The 20,987-nt window shown below is 40.0% G+C and carries 18 protein-coding genes and 2 tRNA genes; all 20 read left to right on the forward strand.

The window, feature by feature from the left end; translation table 11 throughout:
* The first annotated feature begins 27 nt into the window (after positions 1-27).
* The 20 genes from mfd (at position 28) to cysK (ending at position 20,884) form a co-directional block, all read left to right on the forward strand.
* Complete coding sequence (gene mfd, locus AFK25_RS00295; RefSeq protein ID WP_035067834.1) at positions 28-3,540, forward strand: transcription-repair coupling factor; 3,513 nt, start codon at positions 28-30, stop codon at positions 3,538-3,540.
* A gap of 195 nt (positions 3,541-3,735) precedes the next feature.
* A complete protein-coding gene (spoVT, locus tag AFK25_RS00300) occupies positions 3,736-4,272 on the forward strand; it encodes a stage V sporulation protein T (RefSeq protein ID WP_009360768.1) in 537 nt (178 codons plus the stop codon).
* Positions 4,273-4,334: 62 nt separating this feature from the next.
* Positions 4,335-5,891 carry a putative polysaccharide biosynthesis protein gene (locus tag AFK25_RS00305; protein ID WP_035067832.1) on the forward strand — a complete coding sequence of 519 codons (1,557 nt, stop codon included), beginning with the start codon at positions 4,335-4,337 and terminating at the stop codon, positions 5,889-5,891.
* A gap of 2 nt (positions 5,892-5,893) precedes the next feature.
* Positions 5,894-7,345, forward strand: coding sequence for a bifunctional methyltransferase/pyrophosphohydrolase YabN (gene yabN, locus AFK25_RS00310; protein WP_035067830.1), 1,452 nt, complete (start codon positions 5,894-5,896; stop codon positions 7,343-7,345).
* Between the two features lies 1 nt (position 7,346).
* Positions 7,347-7,604 carry an RNA-binding S4 domain-containing protein gene (locus AFK25_RS00315; RefSeq protein WP_009360765.1) on the forward strand — a complete coding sequence of 86 codons (258 nt, stop codon included), beginning with the start codon at positions 7,347-7,349 and terminating at the stop codon, positions 7,602-7,604.
* 66 nt (positions 7,605-7,670) lie between these two features.
* Positions 7,671-7,964, forward strand: a complete 294-nt coding sequence (gene yabP, locus AFK25_RS00320) for a sporulation protein YabP (RefSeq protein WP_026011753.1) — start codon at positions 7,671-7,673, stop codon at positions 7,962-7,964.
* Between the two features lie 8 nt (positions 7,965-7,972).
* Positions 7,973-8,569 (forward strand): spore cortex biosynthesis protein YabQ, encoded by a 597-nt coding sequence (gene yabQ / locus AFK25_RS00325; RefSeq protein WP_240483492.1) that lies wholly within the window; start codon positions 7,973-7,975, stop codon positions 8,567-8,569.
* Positions 8,570-8,591: 22 nt separating this feature from the next.
* Positions 8,592-8,963 (forward strand): FtsB family cell division protein, encoded by a 372-nt coding sequence (locus AFK25_RS00330; RefSeq protein WP_009360762.1) that lies wholly within the window; start codon positions 8,592-8,594, stop codon positions 8,961-8,963.
* Between the two features lie 94 nt (positions 8,964-9,057).
* Positions 9,058-9,450 (forward strand): S1 domain-containing RNA-binding protein, encoded by a 393-nt coding sequence (locus AFK25_RS00335; RefSeq protein WP_006323664.1) that lies wholly within the window; start codon positions 9,058-9,060, stop codon positions 9,448-9,450.
* Positions 9,451-9,588: 138 nt separating this feature from the next.
* Positions 9,589-9,665: transfer RNA gene (locus tag AFK25_RS00340), tRNA-Met, on the forward strand.
* A gap of 11 nt (positions 9,666-9,676) precedes the next feature.
* Positions 9,677-9,748: transfer RNA gene (locus AFK25_RS00345), tRNA-Glu, on the forward strand.
* A gap of 180 nt (positions 9,749-9,928) precedes the next feature.
* On the forward strand, positions 9,929-12,394 hold the full coding sequence (spoIIE, locus tag AFK25_RS00350) for a stage II sporulation protein E (protein WP_035067826.1): 2,466 nt from the start codon (positions 9,929-9,931) through the stop codon (positions 12,392-12,394).
* A gap of 29 nt (positions 12,395-12,423) precedes the next feature.
* A complete protein-coding gene (locus tag AFK25_RS00355; RefSeq protein ID WP_081957775.1) occupies positions 12,424-13,203 on the forward strand; it encodes a vWA domain-containing protein in 780 nt (259 codons plus the stop codon).
* Positions 13,166-14,122 (forward strand): serine/threonine protein kinase, encoded by a 957-nt coding sequence (locus AFK25_RS00360; protein ID WP_081957774.1) that lies wholly within the window; start codon positions 13,166-13,168, stop codon positions 14,120-14,122. The genes AFK25_RS00355 and AFK25_RS00360 overlap by 38 nt, the downstream gene beginning before the upstream one ends.
* A 79-nt stretch (positions 14,123-14,201) precedes the next feature.
* Positions 14,202-15,584 carry a tRNA lysidine(34) synthetase TilS gene (gene tilS / locus AFK25_RS00365; RefSeq protein WP_035067822.1) on the forward strand — a complete coding sequence of 461 codons (1,383 nt, stop codon included), beginning with the start codon at positions 14,202-14,204 and terminating at the stop codon, positions 15,582-15,584.
* A gap of 21 nt (positions 15,585-15,605) precedes the next feature.
* Entirely contained in the window at positions 15,606-16,151 is a 546-nt protein-coding gene (hpt, locus tag AFK25_RS00370) for a hypoxanthine phosphoribosyltransferase (protein WP_009360757.1), read from the forward strand.
* 86 nt (positions 16,152-16,237) lie between these two features.
* Positions 16,238-18,121, forward strand: a complete 1,884-nt coding sequence (gene ftsH, locus AFK25_RS00375) for an ATP-dependent zinc metalloprotease FtsH (protein WP_009360756.1) — start codon at positions 16,238-16,240, stop codon at positions 18,119-18,121.
* A gap of 92 nt (positions 18,122-18,213) precedes the next feature.
* Positions 18,214-18,987 carry a type III pantothenate kinase gene (locus AFK25_RS00380; protein ID WP_009360755.1) on the forward strand — a complete coding sequence of 258 codons (774 nt, stop codon included), beginning with the start codon at positions 18,214-18,216 and terminating at the stop codon, positions 18,985-18,987.
* Positions 18,988-18,992: 5 nt separating this feature from the next.
* Entirely contained in the window at positions 18,993-19,880 is an 888-nt protein-coding gene (gene hslO / locus AFK25_RS00385; protein WP_009360754.1) for an Hsp33 family molecular chaperone HslO, read from the forward strand.
* 77 nt (positions 19,881-19,957) lie between these two features.
* Positions 19,958-20,884, forward strand: a complete 927-nt coding sequence (gene cysK / locus AFK25_RS00390) for a cysteine synthase A (protein WP_009360753.1) — start codon at positions 19,958-19,960, stop codon at positions 20,882-20,884.
* Positions 20,885-20,987: the final 103 nt, after the last annotated feature.

Raw genomic sequence — 20,987 nt, forward strand, 5'->3', positions numbered from 1 at the left:
ATTTATGTTTGGAGAGGAGGGAGTTTTTTGCGGGGCTTACGACAATATTTTATCAATCATGCGGACATGCAATCGGTTGCAGAAGGGATTCGTAATGGGTTAAAAGAGCAGCTTGTAACAGGGTTATCTGGTTCAGCCCGTTCTGTTTTTATTTCTTCTCTGTATGAGGAGACAGAACGACCTTTATGCATTGTAACGCACAATTTATTTCAAGCACAAAAAATATATGATGATCTGATTCAATTAGTGGATGAGGAGGAAGTATTTCTTTATCCGGTCAATGAATTAATTGCAGCTGAATTAGCTGTAGCTAGTCCAGAATTGAGAGCACAACGTTTAGAAGTATTGAACTATTGGTGTGAACGAAAGAAAGGAATCGTCATCGCTCCAATTGCTGCATTGCGACGACTACTTCCACCAAAAGATGTATGGGAGCGTTATCAACTTCATTTTCGTGTTGGTGAGCAAGTGGATGTCGAACGTTGTTTGCAACAATTTGTTGCGATGGGATATGAGCGTGTATCAGTCGTTTCGACGCCAGGGGAATTTAGCGTTCGAGGAGGCATTATTGATATTTATCCTCTCACTGCAGAACTTCCTTATCGTATTGAGTTGTTTGATATTGAGATTGAGTCAATTCGGACGTTTGCAGTTGACGATCAACGTTCGGTAGCTGAAATAGAAGAGGTATTCATCGGTCCAGCGACGGAACTCATTATTGAACAACAACATATGGCTGAAGCTATTCAAAAACTAGAAGTACAATTTCATGATACGTTGCAGCATATTCATGATGAAAAGACGAAAAATCGTTTATACGAACATGTGTCGTTTGAATTGGAACAGCTGAAAAATGGAAAATCAATCGAAGAAATGTACAAGTATTTCTCATTCTTTTACCCTTCGGCTGCAAGTTTGCTAGATTATATTCCAGACAACGGTGTAGTTGTCATTGACGAAATGAGTCGCATTCAAGAAGTAGCTGAAAAACTCGAACAAGAAGAGGCAGAGTGGTATACGAACTTATTGGAAGAAGGAAAAATCGTACAAAACGTATCCATTTCTCATTCGTTTCCTGAAGTGCTACAAAAACGGATGAGGCAAACGATTTATTTGTCTTTATTTTTACGTCATATCCCATATACACATCCGCAAAATATTGTCAATATATCTTGCAAGCAAATGCAAGTGTTCTATAGTCAAATGCAATTGTTAAAGACGGAAATCGAACGTTGGCAAAAGGGAAACTATGCTGTTGTGTTGCTAGCGGGGGACGAAGAACGGGCGAAAAAGCTGAAGCGAACGTTGGAAGATTATGAGATTGATGCGATTCAACTTGGAAAAGACGATGCGTTATTACATGGAAAATGTCAAATCGTTCCGTCTGGGCTCGTCGCAGGATTTGAATTGTCGATGCAAAAGCTGGCTGTCATTACGGAGGAAGAGCTATTTAAAAAGCGATTGAAACGTCCTATGCGACGTCAAAAATTGTCGAATGCGGAACGAATTAAAAGTTATACAGATTTAAAAGTTGGTGACTATGTCGTTCACGTCAATCATGGGATTGGAAAGTATTTAGGAATTGAAACGTTAGAAATTAACGGAATTCATAAAGATTACATTCATATTCAATATCAAGGGAATGATACGTTATACGTTCCTGTTGATCAAATGGATCTCGTCCAAAAATATGTTGGTTCAGAAGGAAAAGAACCGAAAATTTACAAACTAGGTGGAACAGAATGGAAGAAAGTAAAAAAGAAAGTAGAGTCTTCCGTTCAAGATATTGCCGAAGATTTAATGAAGCTGTACGCCGAGCGAGAAGCAAGCAAAGGATATGCCTTCTCACCTGATAATGAAATGCAACGGGAATTTGAAGCAGCGTTCCCATATCAAGAAACAGAAGATCAGCTTCGTTCGATTCGCGAAATTAAACGGGACATGGAAAGCGAGCGGCCGATGGATCGGCTATTATGCGGGGATGTGGGTTATGGAAAAACAGAAGTCGCATTGCGTGCCGCATTTAAAGCGATTATGGACGGAAAACAAGTCGCATTTCTCGTCCCAACGACAATTTTAGCCCAGCAACATTATGAAACGGTCCGTGAACGTTTCCAAGGATACCCGATTAACGTCGGTTTATTAAGTCGTTTCCGTACAAAAAAACAGCAAGCGGAAACGATTCAAGGTTTAAAAGACGGCACGATTGATATGGTGATTGGTACGCATCGGCTTTTATCAAAAGATGTATCGTTTAAAGATTTAGGTTTATTAATTATTGATGAGGAACAACGATTCGGTGTTGCTCATAAAGAAAAAATTAAACAACTAAAAACAAATATCGATGTATTAACATTAACCGCTACACCGATCCCACGCACGTTGCATATGTCGCTTATCGGTGTCCGCGATTTATCTGTCATCGAAACACCTCCGGAAAATCGTTTCCCCGTACAAACGTATGTGATGGAATATAGTCCGATCATTGTGCGAGAAGCGATTGAGCGCGAAATGGCGCGCGGAGGACAAGTGTTTTTCCTTTATAATCGCATTGAAGATATCGATCGTAAAGCGGAAGAAATTTCGATGCTCGTGCCTGATGCGCGCGTCACGTATGCGCACGGAAGAATGTCCGAACATGAATTAGAGGCGGTCATGCTTGCGTTTTTAGAAGGACAATACGATGTGTTAGTAAGTACAACGATTATCGAAACAGGTGTCGATATTCCGAATGTGAATACGTTAATTGTTTATGATGCCGACAAAATGGGACTTTCCCAACTGTATCAATTGCGTGGGCGAGTGGGACGTTCCAATCGCATTGCGTATGCGTACTTTACGTATCGAAAAGATAAAGTGCTAAATGAAATAGCTGAAAAACGATTACAGGCAATTAAGGAATTTACAGAGCTTGGATCAGGATTTAAAATTGCGATGCGCGATTTGTCTATTCGAGGAGCTGGGAACTTATTAGGGGCACAGCAACACGGGTTTATTGATTCCGTCGGTTTTGAGCTTTATTCTCAAATGTTGAAAGAAGCTATTGAGGAACGACGAGGAATGAAGCAAGAAAAACCGTTTGAAGTGGAAATGGATTTAGAAGTGGATGCGTATATCCCAGAGCATTACATTTCAAATGAACAACAAAAAATCGAGATGTATAAACGATTCCGCGCACTTGACTCGTTAGAGGAACTCGAACAATTGCGTGAGGAAATGTTAGACCGTTTCGGTGAGTATCCAGATGAAGTGGCGTATTTATTCCAAATCGCAGAAATGAAAATATATGCAAAACAGCATCTCATTGAGTCCATTAAGCAAACGAAACAAGATATTACGATTTTGTTCTCACAAGAAACGACAAAGCAAATTGATGTCAGCAAATTGTTTAAACTCGGTGAACCGTATGGAAGAGATGTTGGGTTTGGCATGGATGGCGATCGATTTAAAATTGTCGTTCATGCGAAAGGAATGAAGCCACAACAATGGATGATGATCATTTATGAGTTGCTAAAAGGGTTAAAATATGCTAAAAAATAATTGATTGTTTTATGTTTATTGTTTATAAATAAGTGGCAATGATGAAGATGGGGGATTTTCACTTTTTAAAAAAAATCCCCCTTCATTGTGTATATAACTTCGTTTGTTACGGATACTAATCACAACAATGGTGAATTATTCAACTGCTTCACCAGTGCCATTTTTAATAACTACATGAAAGTGAGGCATCGATAGATGAAAGCAACAGGTATTGTTCGACGAATCGATGATTTAGGACGAGTAGTCATTCCGAAAGAAATTCGCAGAACACTTCGCATTCGTGAAGGAGACCCGCTTGAAATATTTGTGGACCGTGATGGTGAGGTCATTTTGAAAAAGTATTCGCCGATTAGCGAACTAGGCGACTTTGCAAAAGAGTACGCTGAGGCTCTATTTGACAGCTTAGGACAACCTGTGCTCATTTGTGACCGCGATGTATTTATTGCAGTAGCAGGTGGATCGAAAAAAGAATATTTAAACAAAAGCGTCAGTGAACTTGTTGAAAAAGTGATGGAAGATCGTCAGTCCGTTTTGCATACGGAAGAAACAAACGTGTCATTTGCCCAAGCCCATGAAGAGCATATGCAATCATACGTGATTGCACCGATTATTGCCGGAGGAGATCCGATCGGGGCAGTTATTATTTTCTCGAAAGATAAAACACTTGGCGAAGTGGAGCATAAAGCAGCAGAAACGGCAGCGAGCTTCCTTGCTCGTCAAATGGAACAATAAAGGTAGCATCTCGCTACCTTTTTTTGATGTATCATTATACGCGAGTGAAAAGGTGAAAGATGATGGAAAGAAAAGATTGGTTGCGTGGAGCGTTCATATTGACGCTTGCGGCCTTATTTACAAAAATATTGAGCGCTTTTTATCGTATTCCGTATCAAAATATTGCGGGCGATGTTGGATTTTATATTTACCAACAAGTTTATCCGTTTTACGGTATTTTTCTTGCTTTATCAACGTATGGATACCCTGTTGCGATTTCAAAACTGATTGCTGAAAATAAACAGTCAACATATGAGTTTGCGGTTGTGCGGCTTTCTTTTTATTTTTTATCATTCATCAGCATGATTATGTTTTCTATTCTGTATTTTGGTGCTTCGTTTCTTGCGAGCATGATGGGAGATGATCAATTAGCTTCGCTCATTCGTGCGATTTCGTTTGCCTTTTTGCTTCTCCCATTTACATCTGTTTTGCGCGGATATTTTCAAGGGAGAGAGGAGATGGTTCCGACAGCTGTTTCACAAGTCGTGGAGCAGTTCATACGTGTAGTAGCCATTTTGTTTCTATCTTTTCTTTTGCTTCATCGCGGCTTTACCGTTTATGAAGCAGGAGCTGGTGCGATGTTTGGCTCGCTCATGGGAAGTTTTGCAGCGCTTTTCGTTCTCGTTGCATATATGTTGCGAAGACGAATGAATGCCTATACGCGAATACAGTTGCCAAAACAGGAAAAGCGAAAAGTGCTGTCATTTTTAGCGATTCACGGAGTGACGATTTGCTTAGCAAACATGATGCTTGTTTTAATGCAGCTCGTTGATTCATTTACTCTTTTACCTTTGCTGCAACAAGCAGGCTTACATGAGCTAGCTAAAACGGCGAAAGGAATTTATGATCGTGGTCAACCGTTCATTCAACTTGGAACCGTAGCCGCTACTTCTTTTTCGTTAGCAATTGTGCCGATGTTATCGCGCGAACAAGCACAACGTGAAGGAATATATACAGCTGTTCGAGTAGCGTTTGTTATTGGATTAGGGGCAGCAGTTGGTTTAGTTTGTATATTAAAACAAGCGAATATTATGTTGTTTAAAGATCATGCTGGTGCGATGGAGTTAATGATTTTGTCTATTTGTATTTTTTTTACTTCGTTAACGTTAACGTTTATTGCTATTTTACAAGGACTGGGGGATATATTTCGTCCACTTGTCATCGTATGTATAGGGATGGTAACGAAGTGGGTGTTAAATATATGGTTTGTTCCTTTATGGCATACGGTTGGGGCAGCAATGGCAACATTCATCGCATATGTTGTCATGTGTACAAGCGCTCTTTTTTATGTGCAAAAACGAATGTCCCGTCCTTTGTTTTCGAGCGCTACGGTCATGCGAACGATGCAAGCGGCTGCAGTAATGGCAATCATTTTAATCGGATACATCATGTTAACGAACGAGTTACCTGTTCATCAAGGAAGGATGTTTTCATCGCTTCAAGCAGTTGTTGGAGTTTTTATAGGGGCGTTTGTTTATATTATAATGATCGTTAAAAAAGGGGTTTTCACCGATAGCGAATTGCTTTCTATTCCATTTGGTCGTTATTTAACAAACATCAAACAAAGAAAGGCTGGATAGTCATGGGTACAATTACAATTGTCGGCCTCGGAGCAGGAGATATCGATCAGTTGTCTTTAGGTGTGTACCGTACGTTAAAACAAGCGGAGCGCCTCTTTTTGAGAACAAAAGATCATCCTGTTGTTGCACAATTAGAGGCAGAAGGAATACACGCTCAATCATTTGACGATATATATGAAAAATATGATCAATTTGAACAAGTGTATGAACATATTGTTGCTTATTTATGTGAAGAAGCAAAAAAAGGGGATATCGTATATGCTGTGCCGGGACACCCACTTGTTGCTGAGCGCACAGTAAAGTTATTGCTTGAAAAACGAGATCATATATCCGTTCGCATTGAAGGAGGACAAAGTTTTCTTGATGCGTTATTTGCCGCAGTTCGTCTCGATCCGATTGAAGGGTTTCAATTGATTGATGCGACTTCATTTCAATCGGACGAAATTCAATTGCGAAATCATATCATTTTTTGCCAAGTATATGATTCGTTTATTGCATCCGATGTCAAACTAGCTTTATTAGAAAAATTACCGCACGATTATCCGGTTTTTATCGTTTATGCAGCAGGAAGTAAACAAGAGCGCATCGAAAAAGTTCCACTGTATGAGCTTGATCGGGCGATGACCGTTAGCAATTTGACGAGTGTCTATGTGCCGAAAGTAGAAACGGATGAATTGTTGTATCACGATTTTATTACTTTACGACGTGTCATTGCGACATTGCGTGGGCCAAACGGTTGTCCTTGGGATCGAAAACAGACGCACGAGTCGCTGAAAAAATATTTGCTTGAAGAAGCATATGAGCTTCTTGATGCCATTGATCAGCAAGACGATGAAAACATGATTGAAGAATTAGGTGACGTATTGTTACAAGTCATGCTTCATGCTCAAATTGGAGAAGATGAAGGAATGTTCTCGATTGATGATGTCATTCGGGTCATTACAGAAAAAATGATTCGTCGTCATCCACACGTATTTGGGGATGCTCATATCGAGCATGCTGAAGAGGTTGTGCGTAATTGGCAAGCGATAAAGCAGGCAGAAAAACAAAGTGCGCCTCATTCATTGCTTGACGATGTGGCTAAAGCGTTACCAGGAACTTTGCGAGCATACGAATATCAAAAAAAGGCAGCGGAAGTCGGTTTCGATTGGTCGGAAGTAGAGTCGATGTGGCGTAAAGTGGAAGAAGAAATGAATGAAGTGAAACAAGAAGCCAATCGCATGGATGAACAAAAATTAAAAATGGAGTTTGGTGATTTATTGTTTGCGCTTATTAACGTATGTCGATATTATAAGGTCAATCCTGAAGAAGCGTTAGCAATGGCGAACGAAAAGTTTCACCGTCGCTTTCAATACATTGAACAAAAAGTAAAACAAAGCGGGAAAGATTGGAGATCATATTCGCTAGACCAGCTAGATGAAATATGGGAAGAAGCAAAAAGGGAGGGGTTATAATATGCGACTCGATAAGTTTTTAAAAGTTTCCCGACTTATTAAAAGAAGAACATTAGCGAAAGAAGTAGCTGAACAAGGCCGTGTATTTATTAACGGTCAACAGGCGAAAGCAAGTTCAACAGTAAAAATAGGCGATGAAATTATGATTCAATTTGGTCAAAAACATGTGACAGTGAAGGTGGTCGACTTACAAGAACATGCGAAAAAAGAAGAAGCGAGCGCCTTATATGAAATCGTAAAAGAAGAGCGAGTGGAATAGCTTGTTCTAAACCATTTTTCCCCCTCATACACTTGTACAAACGATCGTTGTGAGGGGGAGACAATGATGACGCAAAATATCGGAAATAAAGGACCGATTCAAGAACATGACATTGTGATGCGCGGTCGCCGCACGTTAGACATTACGGGTGTGAAGCAAGTTGAAAGCTTTGATAATGAAGAATTTTTGTTAGAAACGGTTATGGGCTTTTTATCTATTAAAGGACAAAATTTACAAATGAAAAACTTAGACGTAGATAAAGGAATTGTGTCAATTAAGGGGAAAATTTTCGAAATCGTTTACTTGGACGAACATCATACGGAGAAAGCTAAAGGATTCTTTAGCAAGTTGTTTAAATGAGTTTACATGTGCAATTTACGACTTTGCTTGCGATGATTGGAACAGGAATTGTCATCGGTGCATCTTTTGATACATACGCACATATATTCCATCGTTCCGAACGTCATCGGCTGATCGTATGGATTGCAGATATTCTTTTTTGGATCGTACAAGCGCTATATGTATTTTACACGTTATTGCTCGTGAATAATGGGCAAATTCGCTTGTACATTTTTTTAGCTATTTTATGTGGGTACGCTGCTTACCAAGCGTTGTTTCAAAATATGTATGTTCGCTTGCTGCAACAGATTATTCGTATCGTTGTGACGTTATATCTTTCTCTTATGCGTTTATTTTATTACATCATCGTATTTCCACTCCGACTTCTTTACCGTTTTTTTGTTTTTTTATTGATCGCTACTTGTCATTTTGTTTTATCTATTGGTAAAATTTTATATAAAGTCATATATGTATGTATCCGCTTTTTATTACAACCATTTATATGGATTGGACATTTCATTTGGCGAAAAACCCCACTTCGCTTTCAAGCAGCGCTTGGACGTTTCTTTCATATTGGAAAAGGGTTTCTCATCAAAATCACGAATATATTTAGAAAAAAAGGGTAATGAAGAAGGAGCGGTGAAAAACATGGGCGCCCCACAAAAAAGCAAAGTCAAAAAAATTCAAACGTCGTATGTTATTCAACAAGAAAAACAAGAACATAAAAAGGCGCGACGTCGCAAAAAAATCGTTATTCGCTTTAGCCTTGTGGCAACGATGGCGTTAGCCGCTTCTTCGCTGTTTTTATATACGATGATGACACAATCTTCCGCAATCGACCAACAAATAAAAACGAAAGAGCAACTAGAGGAAAAGTTGCGCACATTACAAAAAGATGAAAAAAGGTTAAAAGAAGAGATCAAAAAATTAAATGACGATAAATATATTGCCGAATTGGCGCGAAAACAATATTTTTTGTCGAAAGAAGGAGAAATTATTTTCATCACTCCTGATGAGTAAGAGAGATAGGCATAAGGCTTATTGACACTTGTTTTTTTCATTATGTATAATGAAAGAAACGATTTTTCAGATTTTAAGGAGGAGCACTTTTTTTATGTCAATTGAAGTAGGCAGCAAGTTACAGGGAAAAGTAACGGGCATTACAAAATTCGGAGCGTTTGTTGAGTTACCAGAAGGCGCGACAGGCTTAGTGCACATTAGTGAAGTAGCTGACAGCTATGTAAAAGACATTAACGAGCATCTTAAAGTAGGCGATGTTGTCGAAGTTCGTGTCATTAATGTTGAGAAAGATGGAAAGATTGGCTTATCGATCAAAAAGGCAAAAGAACAAGCTTCACGTCCGCGCAATAAAGGAAATGATCGCGCTTCAAAAGAAAGTTTTGAGCAGAAAATTAGCCGTTTCTTAAAAGAAAGTGAAGATCGCTTAGCATCCCTTAAACGCCATACTGAATCGAAACGAGGAGGTCGTGGTGCTCGACGCGGTTAACTTGCTGCCGAATGAGACATGAGGCAGTTTATATAAGCATCCATTTCATGAGTGGATGCTTTTTCGTTTGAATTTCATAGTGAAAAAAACTATTGACTTTGTTTAAGGAACGTGTTAGTATAATGAATGTCGTTGCATGGCGGCGTAGCTCAGCTGGCTAGAGCGTACGGTTCATACCCGTAAGGTCGGGGGTTCGATTCCCTCCGCCGCTACCAAATGATATAGTGGCCCGTTGGTCAAGTGGTTAAGACACCGCCCTTTCACGGCGGTAACACGGGTTCGAATCCCGTACGGGTCATCAAAAAAACACCAATTTCGTCACGAAATTGGTGTTTTTTTATTTATGTAAGCCGTTTTTTGTGGGATTCCGTCGAAAGATTTATATGATTCATCTTCTTTTTTTGACAAAATTTTGATAATTCAGTCTGTATAATACAGAGTAATAGACGAATATATGGAAAAAAGGGAGAGGATGAATATGGAGAGATTAGAACGGAAGTTAGTCAATCAAATGGCGGAAGTACCTTTAAGTGAGACAAGAACAACAGTTTCGCAATGGTTTCAACGGTTTACGGTTCGTCTAAGCCATTTGTTATTTCAGCAAGGATTTTTGTTTTTAGTCATTGGCTTTTTGCTTGGACGAGCCCTCATTTTAACAAAAATGACTCCGTTTGCCTTACCTTTTTTTGCGGCAATTTATTTACTTCGTCGCGATAAGTTAGGCTTTGTGTTTATTGCTTTATTTGCGGGAGCGTTGACCGTTTCCTTTTCCACCTCTTTATTTATTGTTGCTTCGATCGTTATGTTTCTCGTTTTTTATCGCTTGTTTTATTGGATTGATGCTCCACCGAAAAGATTGCCGGTTGTCGTCTTTTTCGCCTCTGTCTTTGCGAAAACAGTCATGATTTATACGTGGAATGATGGATGGACGATATACGAAGGAATGACGATGTTTATTGAAGCTGCTCTTGCCTTCATTTTAACGCTCATTTTTTTACAAAGCGTTCCGTTATTTGACCATCAAAAATATAAACAAACGTTAAAGCCAGAAGAAGTCATTTCTTTTGTCATTCTTATTTCTTCCATGCTGACAGGAATGGTCGGTTGGTCGATTTACGATCTTTCGTTAGAGCATGTGGCGGCGCGCTATTTATTGCTTTTGTTCGCTTTTGTCGCCGGTGCGACCGTTGGTTCAACTGTCGGGGTCGTTACAGGGCTCATTTTAAGCTTAGCGAACGTATCGAATTTATACCAAATGAGCTTACTAGCTTTCGCTGGATTGCTCGGTGGGCTATTGAAGGAGGGAAGAAAGCTAGGTGTTTCATTTGGTCTCGTCGTTGCAACATTGCTCATTGCCCTTTATAGCCAAGGGATAGCAGACATGATCCCAAATGTTGTCGAATCGTTATTTGCGGTTTTTCTTTTCATGATCACTCCGCAATCGCTAACGAGCAAAATGGCGAAATATGTGCCGGGAACGGTTGAGCATACAAATGAGCAACAACAATATGTAAGAAAAATTCGCGATGTTACAGCTCAACGAGTTGAACAATTTTCTCATGTGTTTCAAGCGTTATCGAAAAGTTTCTCGTCATACGGTGTGCTTACGCATGAGGAAGAGGAAGAACGTGAAATTGATTACTTTTTAAGCGATGTTGCCGCTAAAACATGTCAAACGTGTTTTAAGAAAGACCAATGTTGGATCACCCACTTTGATAAAACATATGATTACATGAAAAAGATTATGCAAGAAGCAGGCGAAAATGATCAAATGACGAATACGAAGTTGTTACGCGAATGGAACAAACATTGTGTGAAAGCGAATAAAGTCGTTCAAATTATTGAAAAAGACGTCTCGTTTTATAAAGCGAATAAAAAATTAAAGCAACAAATGAAAGAGAGCAGAAGACTTGTCGCAGAACAGTTATTAGGTGTATCGCAAGTCATGGAAGACTTTGCGAAAGAAATCCAAAAAGAACGTGAAAATTATTATGTGCAGGAAGAACAAATTTTACATGCCCTTCAACAGTTTGGGATCGATGTAAACGATGTTGAAATTTATAGTTTAGATAAAGGAAACGTTGACATTGAGATGGTCGTTCCGTATTGCGATGGAAGAGGGGAGTGCGAAAAGCTTATTGCACCAATGTTATCTGATATTTTAGGTGAGACGATCATTGTAAAAAAAGAAGATTGTTCTGTATATCCGAATGGGGATTGTCGGGTTGCGTTTAGTTCTTCGAAAGCGTTTGTCATTGACACAGGTGTTGCGTATGTCGCAAAAGGAGGCGGATTCATTTCAGGCGACAGCTATGCAATGATGGAGATTGGCGGAGGGAAATATGCGTTAGCTATTAGCGACGGAATGGGGAATGGTGAACGAGCGCATTATGAAAGTAAAGAGACGCTCAAGCTGTTACAAAAAATTTTACAATCAGGAATTGAAGAACGAATTGCGATTAAATCCATTAATTCCATTTTAGCTTTACGGACGACAGAAGAAATTTTTTCGACGCTAGATTTGGCCATTGTCGATTTGCAAAATGCGACAACAAAATTTTTGAAAGTCGGTTCTTCGCCAAGCTTTATTAAACGCGGAAACAACGTGATGAAAATCGAATCGAGTAATTTGCCAATTGGCATTATTACAGGAGTAGAGTTTGAAATGATTGAAGAACAATTAAAGGCAGGAGATTTGCTTATTATGATGAGCGACGGCATTTTAGATGGCGTGTCGCACATTGAAAATCATGATGTATGGATGAAACGGAAAATTAAAGAATTAAAAACGAATGATCCGCAAGAAGTATCAGAATTGCTGTTAGAAGAAGTCATTCGTGTCAATGGTGGAGAAATTGAAGATGATATGACAATTGTTGTTGCACGCATTAAGCATAATACACCGAAATGGGCGGTCATTCCGGCATATCAATATATGAAATAAAGGTATAAAATCCCCTCTGAACGTCGATGATGGGAGTATACTACTTTTTCGGAGGGGATAAACGTATGCGGAAAGGGACGTTACGTCAAATTTTATTAATTACAGATGGTTGTTCAAATCACGGTGAAGATCCAATTGCTATGGCAGCATTAGCGAAAGAACAAGGAATTACAGTAAATGTGATTGGTGTTCTTGACCAAGACATCATTGATGAGCAAGGGTTGCGTGAAATTGAAGGCATTGCTCAGTCAGGTGGTGGAATTAGTCAAGTTGTGTATGCTAAACAATTGTCACAGACGGTGCAGATGGTAACGAGAAAAGCGATGACACAGACGTTGCAAGGGGTCATTAATCGAGAGTTGAAACAAATTTTAGGATCGCAAGCTTCGATCGAGCAGCTTCCGCCAGAAAAAAGGGGAGAAGTAATGGAAGTTGTCGAAGAATTAGGGGAAACAGTGAATTTACAAGTTTTAATATTAGTAGATACAAGCGGAAGTATGAAGACGAAGTTGCAAACTGTGAAAGAAGCATTGTTAGATTTATCGATTAGTTTAAATGCCCGTTTGGGAAATAATGAATTTTCTGTTTTTGTATTTCCCGGGAAAAAAGGAGAGGTAGACCGCATTTTAGATTGGACGCCGAAAATGGAGTCGATATCAAGTATATTTCCGAAGCTAACATCTGGGGGAATTACACCGACCGGTCCAGCTATTCGCGAGGCGCTACAACAATTCCAAAAAAGACGTTCATTAAAAAGTTTATTTACTCACGATGGTGATGACGATGTATACATCGAACAATCTATGTAATATCCGAACAGGAACGGTCATACAAGGAAAGTGGCATAAACGTCGCTATGAAATTATTAAGCAGCTCGGTAAAGGAGCCAACGGGGTTGTTTATTTAGCGAAAGAAGGACGAACGTTTGTAGCGCTAAAAATAAGCAATGAAGCAACAGCTATGATGTCAGAAGTAAATGTACTGAAACGATTTTCAGAGGTCCAGGGAGTCGCCCTCGGACCTTGTTTATTAGATGTAGATGATTGGTTTTATCCGCAAGAAAAAAAATTTTATTCATTTTATGTGATGGAGTATATTGAAGGTGATGACTTATTAACTTTTATTCAAAAGCGTGGAAAAGACTGGATCGTTGTGATTATGTTGCAGCTGCTAGGCGATTTGCATCAGTTACATGAAAAAGGATGGGTGTTTGGAGATTTAAAGCCGGAAAATTTAATTGTTTCCGGGAAGGTTCCAAAAGTGCGGTTAATTGATGTGGGCGGTACGACGATTCGTGGGAGAGCAATTAAAGAATTTACAGAGTTTTTTGATCGAGGGTATTGGGGGATGGGAACAAGGAAAGCAGAGCCATCGTATGATTTGTTTGCCGTGGCGATGATTATGATCAATATGTGCTATCCAAAGCGATTTGAAAGAAAAGAAAATGGACGAGAGCAGTTGCGTCTCATGATTTCTTCCCATCCATATTTAAAAACATATGAAAAAATATTATGGCGTGCACTCGATGGAAAGTATACTTCCGCTTATGAAATGAGAAAAGAGCTATTGCAATGTATACAACAACCGTCTATGCAGAAAGAAAAAAAACAAGAAGAGAGAGTAGTGCGCGTAAAAGAAAAGAAAAAATTTCGTTGGGTAGAGACGATGTTTTTGTTTGTTTGCGTCTTATTTATGTATGTCGTTTATTTGTATGTTCAAATTCTTTAATTTTTTTCTGCGTTCGTTTTGAGTATAAGGAATGAGATATGGTACGATTGTAAAAAACGACGTTGTTAAGAGGGAGCGTATGTTAGAAGTTGTACACCAATTTATTGAAAAACATCAATTGCTCGAGCGTCATACGACCGTCGTTGTTGGTGTATCGGGCGGTCCGGATTCGTTAGCATTGCTCCATTTTTTATGGAGCGAACGAGAGCGATATGACATTCGAATCGTTGTGGCACACGTTGATCATATGTTACGAGGAAAACAGTCGGAAGAAGATATGCATTTTGTGAAACATTTTTGCGATCAACGTAGTATTATATGTGAGGCTAAACAGTTGAACGTCCAATTATATATGGAGCAAACGGGAAAAGGGGTGCAAGAAGCAGCTCGTGATTGCCGCTATGCCTTTTTTGAACAAGTGATGCGTAAGTACAAAGCGCATTGTATTGCTTTAGCTCATCACGGGGATGATCAGATGGAAACGGTGCTTATGCGACTTGTGCGCGGAAGCACATCGAAAGGATATGCAGGCATACCAATCAAGCGTCCATTTGGAAATGGATATATTATTCGTCCTTTCTTATGCATTGATCGACAGCAAATTGAACAGTATTGTCAAAAGAATGGTTTACGTGCTCGTCACGACCCGAGCAATGAAAAAGATGATTATACGCGCAATCGTTTTCGCCGTTACGTTCTCCCTTTTTTAAAAAGTGAAAACAGTCATGCTCATGAACATGTGCAACAATTTAGTGAGATGATAAGCGAAGATGAAGCATTTTTAGAGCAATTAACGAAAGAAAAATTGAAAAATATTGTCGACCAACGAGAAGGATGTGTTCGTATCGCTATCCCTTTGTTTATGCGCATGCCAAAACCTTTACAAAGGCGAGGGATTCAACTAATATTAAACTATCTTTATGGGAATGTTCCATCGTCGTTATCTTCTATACATATAAACCAAGCGCTACTTTTTTTAAAACGGCAACATCCTTCGGGTATGCTTCATTTTCCGAATGGATTAAAGCTCATTCGTCAATACGAGGTATGTATATTTACGTTTCAACAGGAACAAACGAATGGATATGAATTTCTTCTCCAAGTTCCTGATACGCTCCGATTGCCGAACGGATGTCAACTCACTAGTCAGTTTGTTGATCGTTATCCCGTCATTGAAGACGATGAGCATGTAGTGATTGATGTTGATCAATTAGCTTTGCCGCTTCGGGTGCGAACGAGAAAGCGCGGAGATCGCATGAAAGTAAAAGGAATGGAACATCCGAAAAAAGTGTCCCGCATTTTTATTGACGAAAAAATCCCAGCGAACGAACGGGAACAATGGCCAATTGTTGAAGATGCAAATGGGAACATCATATGGATTCCTGGTGTGAAGAAATCGATTTATACAGCAACAAATATTACAAAAAATCGCTATATTGTATTACACTATAAAAAGCAATGAATGATGGTAGGAGGAAAGAATATGGGTATGCATCAAGATATGGAAAAAATTTTAATTACTGAGGAACAAATTCAACAAAAAGTAAAAGAGTTAGGAGCATTATTGACGAAAGAATATGAAGGTCGCTTTCCGCTTGCGGTTGGTGTACTAAAAGGTGCTATGCCGTTTATGGCAGACTTAATTAAGCATATAGATACATATTTAGAAATTGATTTTATGGATGTATCAAGTTATGGAAACGCGACAGTGTCTTCTGGAGAAGTGAAAATTTTGAAAGACTTAAACACATCAGTTGAAGGCCGCGACGTGCTCATCATTGAAGACATTATTGATAGCGGTTTAACGCTAAGTTATTTAGCAGATTTATTCCGTTATCGTAAAGCGAAATCGATTAAAATCGTGACTTTGCTCGATAAACCATCTGGTCGAAAAGCAAATATTGAAGCGGATTATGTCGGTTTTATCGTTCCAGATGAATTCGTTGTCGGTTATGGGTTAGACTATTGTGAGAAATACCGAAATCTTCCGTACATCGGTGTGTTAAAGCCAGAAGTATATAGCAAATAATTTTTTCATGCACATCGTTTGTTTTGGAACGTTTTTCTATGATACTATTGACTATAGCGTGTTTTAAGTGTGGGAGGAGGTAGGAGATGAACCGCATTTTCCGTAATACAATCTTTTACTTACTTATTTTCCTTGTCGTCATTGGCGTTGTCAGCTTTTTGAATGGCGGCAATCAACGGGCGGAACGGATGACGTACGATGCGTTCATTACCCATCTAGAAAATGGTGATGTAAAGTATGTCTCGTTGAAGCCAGAACGAGGCGTTTATGAGATTCGCGGGCAATTAAAAACTTACGCTGAAGGGCAGTTTTTTACAACATATGTCGCAAACAGCCCACAAGTGCTTCAGCGAATCGATGAGGCGGCAAAGCAGGCGAAAGTAGAAGTGTTGCCTGCTGATGAAACGAGCGGATGGGTGACGTTTTTTACGTCCATTATTCCGTTTATCATCATTTTTATTTTGTTCTTCTTTTTATTAAATCAAGCGCAAGGCGGCGGCAGCCGAGTGATGAATTTTGGCAAAAGCCGTGCGAAATTGTATAACGAAGATAAGAAGCGCGTGCGCTTTAAAGACGTTGCCGGTGCGGATGAAGAAAAGCAAGAACTTGTTGAAATTGTTGAGTTTTTAAAAGATCCTCGCAAGTTTGTCGAGCTTGGTGCTCGCATTCCAAAAGGGGTTCTTCTCGTCGGACCGCCTGGAACAGGGAAAACATTATTGGCAAGAGCTGTTGCTGGAGAAGCAGGTGTTCCGTTTTTCTCTATTAGCGGTTCAGATTTCGTTGAAATGTTTGTCGGTGTCGGTGCTTCGCGTGTGCGTGATTTATTTGAAACAGCGAAGAAAAACGCTCCTTGTATCATTTTCATTGACGAGATTGATGCGGTCGGGCGTCAACGCGGTGCCGGCTTAGGTGGAGGACATGATGAACGGGAGCAAACATTAAACCAATTGCTCGTTGAAATGGATGGATTTAGCGGAAATGAAGGAATTATCATTATCGCTGCAACAAACCGTCCAGACATTTTAGACCCTGCCCTTTTACGTCCGGGTCGTTTTGACCGTCAAATCACCGTTGATCGTCCAGATGTGAAAGGACGTGAAGCCGTTCTTCGTGTGCACGCGCGCAACAAGCCACTTGATGAATCTGTTGACTTAAAAGCGATCGCGATGCGTACACCTGGTTTTTCTGGTGCAGATTTAGAAAACTTATTAAATGAGGCTGCGCTTGTTGCAGCTCGGCGCAACAAGAAAAAAATTGATATGAGCGATATTGATGAGGCAACGGATCGCGTCATTGCTGGTCCTGCTAAGAAAAGTCGCGTCATTTCTGAAAAAGAACGAAAAATCGTCGCTTATCACGAAGCAGGTCATACAGTCATTGGCATGGTGCTTGCTGATGCGGAAATGGTACATAAAGTAACGATCGTACCGCGCGGTCAAGCAGGCGGCTATGCGGTCATGTTACCAAAAGAAGACCGTTATTTTATGACAAAACCAGAATTGCTTGATAAAATTACAGGTCTTCTCGGCGGACGCGTTGCGGAGGAAATCGTATTTGGTGAAGTGAGTACAGGAGCACATAACGACTTCCAACGTGCCACAAGCATCGCTCGTCGCATGGTTACGGAGTTCGGTATGAGCGATAAGCTTGGACCGATGCAGTTTGGCCAATCTCACGGTCAAGTGTTTTTAGGTCGTGATTTGCATAACGAGCAAAATTATAGTGATCAAATCGCATACGAAATTGATCTTGAGATGCAGCGCATTATTAAAGAATGTTATGAAAAAGCGAAACGCGTATTAACGGAAAATCGCGATAAGCTGGAGCTTATTGCGAATACGTTGCTTGAAGTTGAAACGCTTGATGCGGAACAAATTAAGCATTTGTTTGAGCACGGTACGTTACCGAATCGAAATGGCAATCAACAAGATGAGGTAAAAGTAAATATTCAAACGAAAAAAGAAGAATAAAGGTGTCTCTTTTTATAGAGGCATCTTTTTTTACCGTCCGCTTATGGTATGATGAAAAAAAGGAACAAATTGTGGAAAAGTGGGGATGAGCGATGATTTTTGTATTAGACGTTGGAAACACAAATACCGTACTAGGTGTATATGACGGAGATGAACTGAAGTTTCACTGGCGCATTGAAACGAGCCGAAGCAAAACAGAAGATGAGTATGGGATGATCGTGAAAATGTTATTGCAAGATGTCGGATTGCATTTTTCTGATATTGACGGCATCATTATTTCTTCCGTTGTTCCACCAATTATGTTTGCGTTAGAGCGAATGTGTACAAAATACTTTCATATTAAGCCGCTCATTGTCGGTCCAGGCATTAAAACAGGGCTGAACATTAAGTATGACAATCCAAAAGAAGTCGGAGCAGACCGAATTGTCAATGCTGTAGCGGGCATTCATTTGTACGGGGCACCGCTCATTATTGTTGATTTCGGTACCGCAACAACATACTGTTATATTAACGAGCATAAACAATATATGGGAGGAGCTATTGCGCCAGGTATTACGATTTCTACGGAAGCGCTTTATTCTCGTGCTGCTAAACTTCCACGCATTGAGATTGCCCGTCCAGACGATATTATTGGGAAAAATACAGTAAGTGCGATGCAGGCAGGTATTTTATACGGATATGTTGGACAAGTAGAAGGAATTGTGTCACGGATGAAAGAAAAAAGCACTATTCCTCCAAAAGTAATTGCAACAGGTGGATTAGCTTCATTAATTGCCCATGAATCGAATGTGATTGATATCGTCGATCCGTTTTTAACGTTAAAAGGATTGCAATTGTTATATGAGCGAAACAAGAAAGGTGAGTGACAGCAATGGCAGATTATTTAGTAAAAGCGTTGGCATACGATGGGCAAGTGAGAGCGTATGCCGTACGAACAACAGAAACCGTTCGGGAGGCGCAGCGGCGACATAAAACATGGCCGACAGCGTCTGCAGCATTAGGTCGTGCGATGACAGCGGGCGTGATGATGGGAGCGATGTTAAAAGGAGATAGCCAAATTACAATTAAAATTGAAGGTGGCGGACCTATTGGGCATATTCTTGTTGATAGTAACGCCAAAGGACATGTGCGCGGTTACGTATCCAATCCACATGTTCATTTTGAATTGAATGCGAATGGGAAGCTCGATGTCGCTCGAGCAGTTGGGACAAATGGAACATTAACAGTTGTGAAAGACTTAGGGTTACGCGATTATTTTACAGGACAAGTTCCGCTCGTATCTGGAGAACTTGGTGAAGACTTTACATACTATTTCGTTTCCTCTGAACAAACGCCATCATCCGTTGGGGTTGGTGTGTTAGTGAATCCGGATGATACGATATTAGCGGCGGGTGGTTTTATTTTACAACTTATGCCGGGTACAGAAGAAAAAACAATTGCCGACATTGAAAAAAATTTAGCTACTATTCCGCCGATCTCAAAAATGATTGAAAGTGGTTTAACGCCGGAACAAATTTTATATGAATTGCTTGGTGGGGAACAAAATGTAAAAATTCTCGAAACGATGCCTGTATCATTTGTTTGTCGTTGTTCACGTGAACGAGTAGCAGATGCGATCATTAGCTTAGGAGCGGAAGAAATTCAACAAATGATTGATGAGGAAGGGAAAGCGGAAGCCTCTTGTCATTTTTGTAATGAAACGTACACATTTTCGGCCGAAGATCTTGAGGAGTTAAAAAAATTAGCAAAACAAAAATAAATGATTGACAATTTCGAAAATAACTGATAAATTGGTTACAAATTCTATAAAAATACTCGGGATTAGAGGTGGATGAAATGGCGCGTGTAGTACAATCCATTACAGAGTTAATTGGTCAAACACCGGTAGTGAAGTTAAATCGCATCGTTGATGAAGATAGCGCAGATGTATATGTGAAGTTAGAGTTTATGAATCCAGGAAGCAGCGTAAAAGACCGGATTGCGCTTGCGATGATTGAAGCAGCAGAAAAAGCCGGAAAAATTCAGCCTGGGGATACAATCATTGAACCGACAAGCGGAAATACGGGAATTGGTTTAGCAATGGTTGCTGCCGCAAAAGGATATAAAGCCATTTTCGTTATGCCTGATACGATGAGTTTAGAGCGCCGTAACTTACTTCGTGCTTATGGGGCAGAGCTTGTATTAACCCCAGGAAGCGAAGGAATGCGAGGGGCTATTCAAAAAGCAGAGCAGCTTGCACAAGAGCACGGTTATTTTATGCCGCAACAATTTAAAAACGAAGCAAATCCAGAAGTGCATCGTTTAACGACAGGAAAAGAAATCGTTGAGCAAATGGGCGATCAATTAGATGCGTTTGTAGCCGGAATTGGAACGGGTGGAACGATTACAGGAGCTGGAGAAGTGTTGCGTCAAGCATATCCAAACATTAAAATTTATGCGGTTGAACCAGCTGACTCTCCTGTGCTTTCAGGTGGAAAACCAGGTCCGCATAAAATACAAGGAATCGGTGCGGGATTCGTCCCAGATATTTTAAATACATCCATTTACGATGAAGTCGTCACTGTAAAGACGGAGGAAGCATTTGCAGCCGCTCGTCTAGCTGCTCGCCAAGAAGGCATTTTAGGAGGCATTTCATCTGGTGCAGCGATTCATGTAGCGTTGCAAGTGGCGAAAAAATTAGGAAAAGGAAAGAAAGTGTTAGCAATTATTCCAAGTAACGGTGAACGTTATTTGAGCACACCACTATATCAGTTTGAAGAATAATTCGGCAAGAATGTCCTTGCCGAATTTTTTTTCGTGATTGTTTCTATATGTTCGTTGTACAATAAGTGTATGGACTGATGGAGAGGAGTGGACATCTGTGACC

Source organism: Anoxybacillus gonensis, assembly GCF_001187595.1.
Taxonomy (GTDB): domain Bacteria; phylum Bacillota; class Bacilli; order Bacillales; family Anoxybacillaceae; genus Anoxybacillus; species Anoxybacillus gonensis.

Coding starts and splice junctions, on each gene's coding strand:
- yabN (WP_035067830.1), top strand. CDS start 5,894: ATGGGTACAATTACAATTGTCGGCCTCGGAGCAGGAGATATCGATCAG.
- AFK25_RS00330 (WP_009360762.1), top strand. CDS start 8,592: ATGGGCGCCCCACAAAAAAGCAAAGTCAAAAAAATTCAAACGTCGTAT.
- AFK25_RS00315 (WP_009360765.1), top strand. CDS start 7,347: ATGCGACTCGATAAGTTTTTAAAAGTTTCCCGACTTATTAAAAGAAGA.
- AFK25_RS00335 (WP_006323664.1), top strand. CDS start 9,058: ATGTCAATTGAAGTAGGCAGCAAGTTACAGGGAAAAGTAACGGGCATT.
- AFK25_RS00360 (WP_081957774.1), top strand. CDS start 13,166: ATGGTGATGACGATGTATACATCGAACAATCTATGTAATATCCGAACA.
- tilS (WP_035067822.1), top strand. CDS start 14,202: ATGTTAGAAGTTGTACACCAATTTATTGAAAAACATCAATTGCTCGAG.
- cysK (WP_009360753.1), top strand. CDS start 19,958: ATGGCGCGTGTAGTACAATCCATTACAGAGTTAATTGGTCAAACACCG.
- ftsH (WP_009360756.1), top strand. CDS start 16,238: ATGAACCGCATTTTCCGTAATACAATCTTTTACTTACTTATTTTCCTT.
- AFK25_RS00305 (WP_035067832.1), top strand. CDS start 4,335: ATGGAAAGAAAAGATTGGTTGCGTGGAGCGTTCATATTGACGCTTGCG.
- yabP (WP_026011753.1), top strand. CDS start 7,671: ATGACGCAAAATATCGGAAATAAAGGACCGATTCAAGAACATGACATT.
- hpt (WP_009360757.1), top strand. CDS start 15,606: ATGGGTATGCATCAAGATATGGAAAAAATTTTAATTACTGAGGAACAA.
- AFK25_RS00380 (WP_009360755.1), top strand. CDS start 18,214: ATGATTTTTGTATTAGACGTTGGAAACACAAATACCGTACTAGGTGTA.
- spoIIE (WP_035067826.1), top strand. CDS start 9,929: ATGGAGAGATTAGAACGGAAGTTAGTCAATCAAATGGCGGAAGTACCT.
- spoVT (WP_009360768.1), top strand. CDS start 3,736: ATGAAAGCAACAGGTATTGTTCGACGAATCGATGATTTAGGACGAGTA.
- AFK25_RS00355 (WP_081957775.1), top strand. CDS start 12,424: ATGGGAGTATACTACTTTTTCGGAGGGGATAAACGTATGCGGAAAGGG.
- hslO (WP_009360754.1), top strand. CDS start 18,993: ATGGCAGATTATTTAGTAAAAGCGTTGGCATACGATGGGCAAGTGAGA.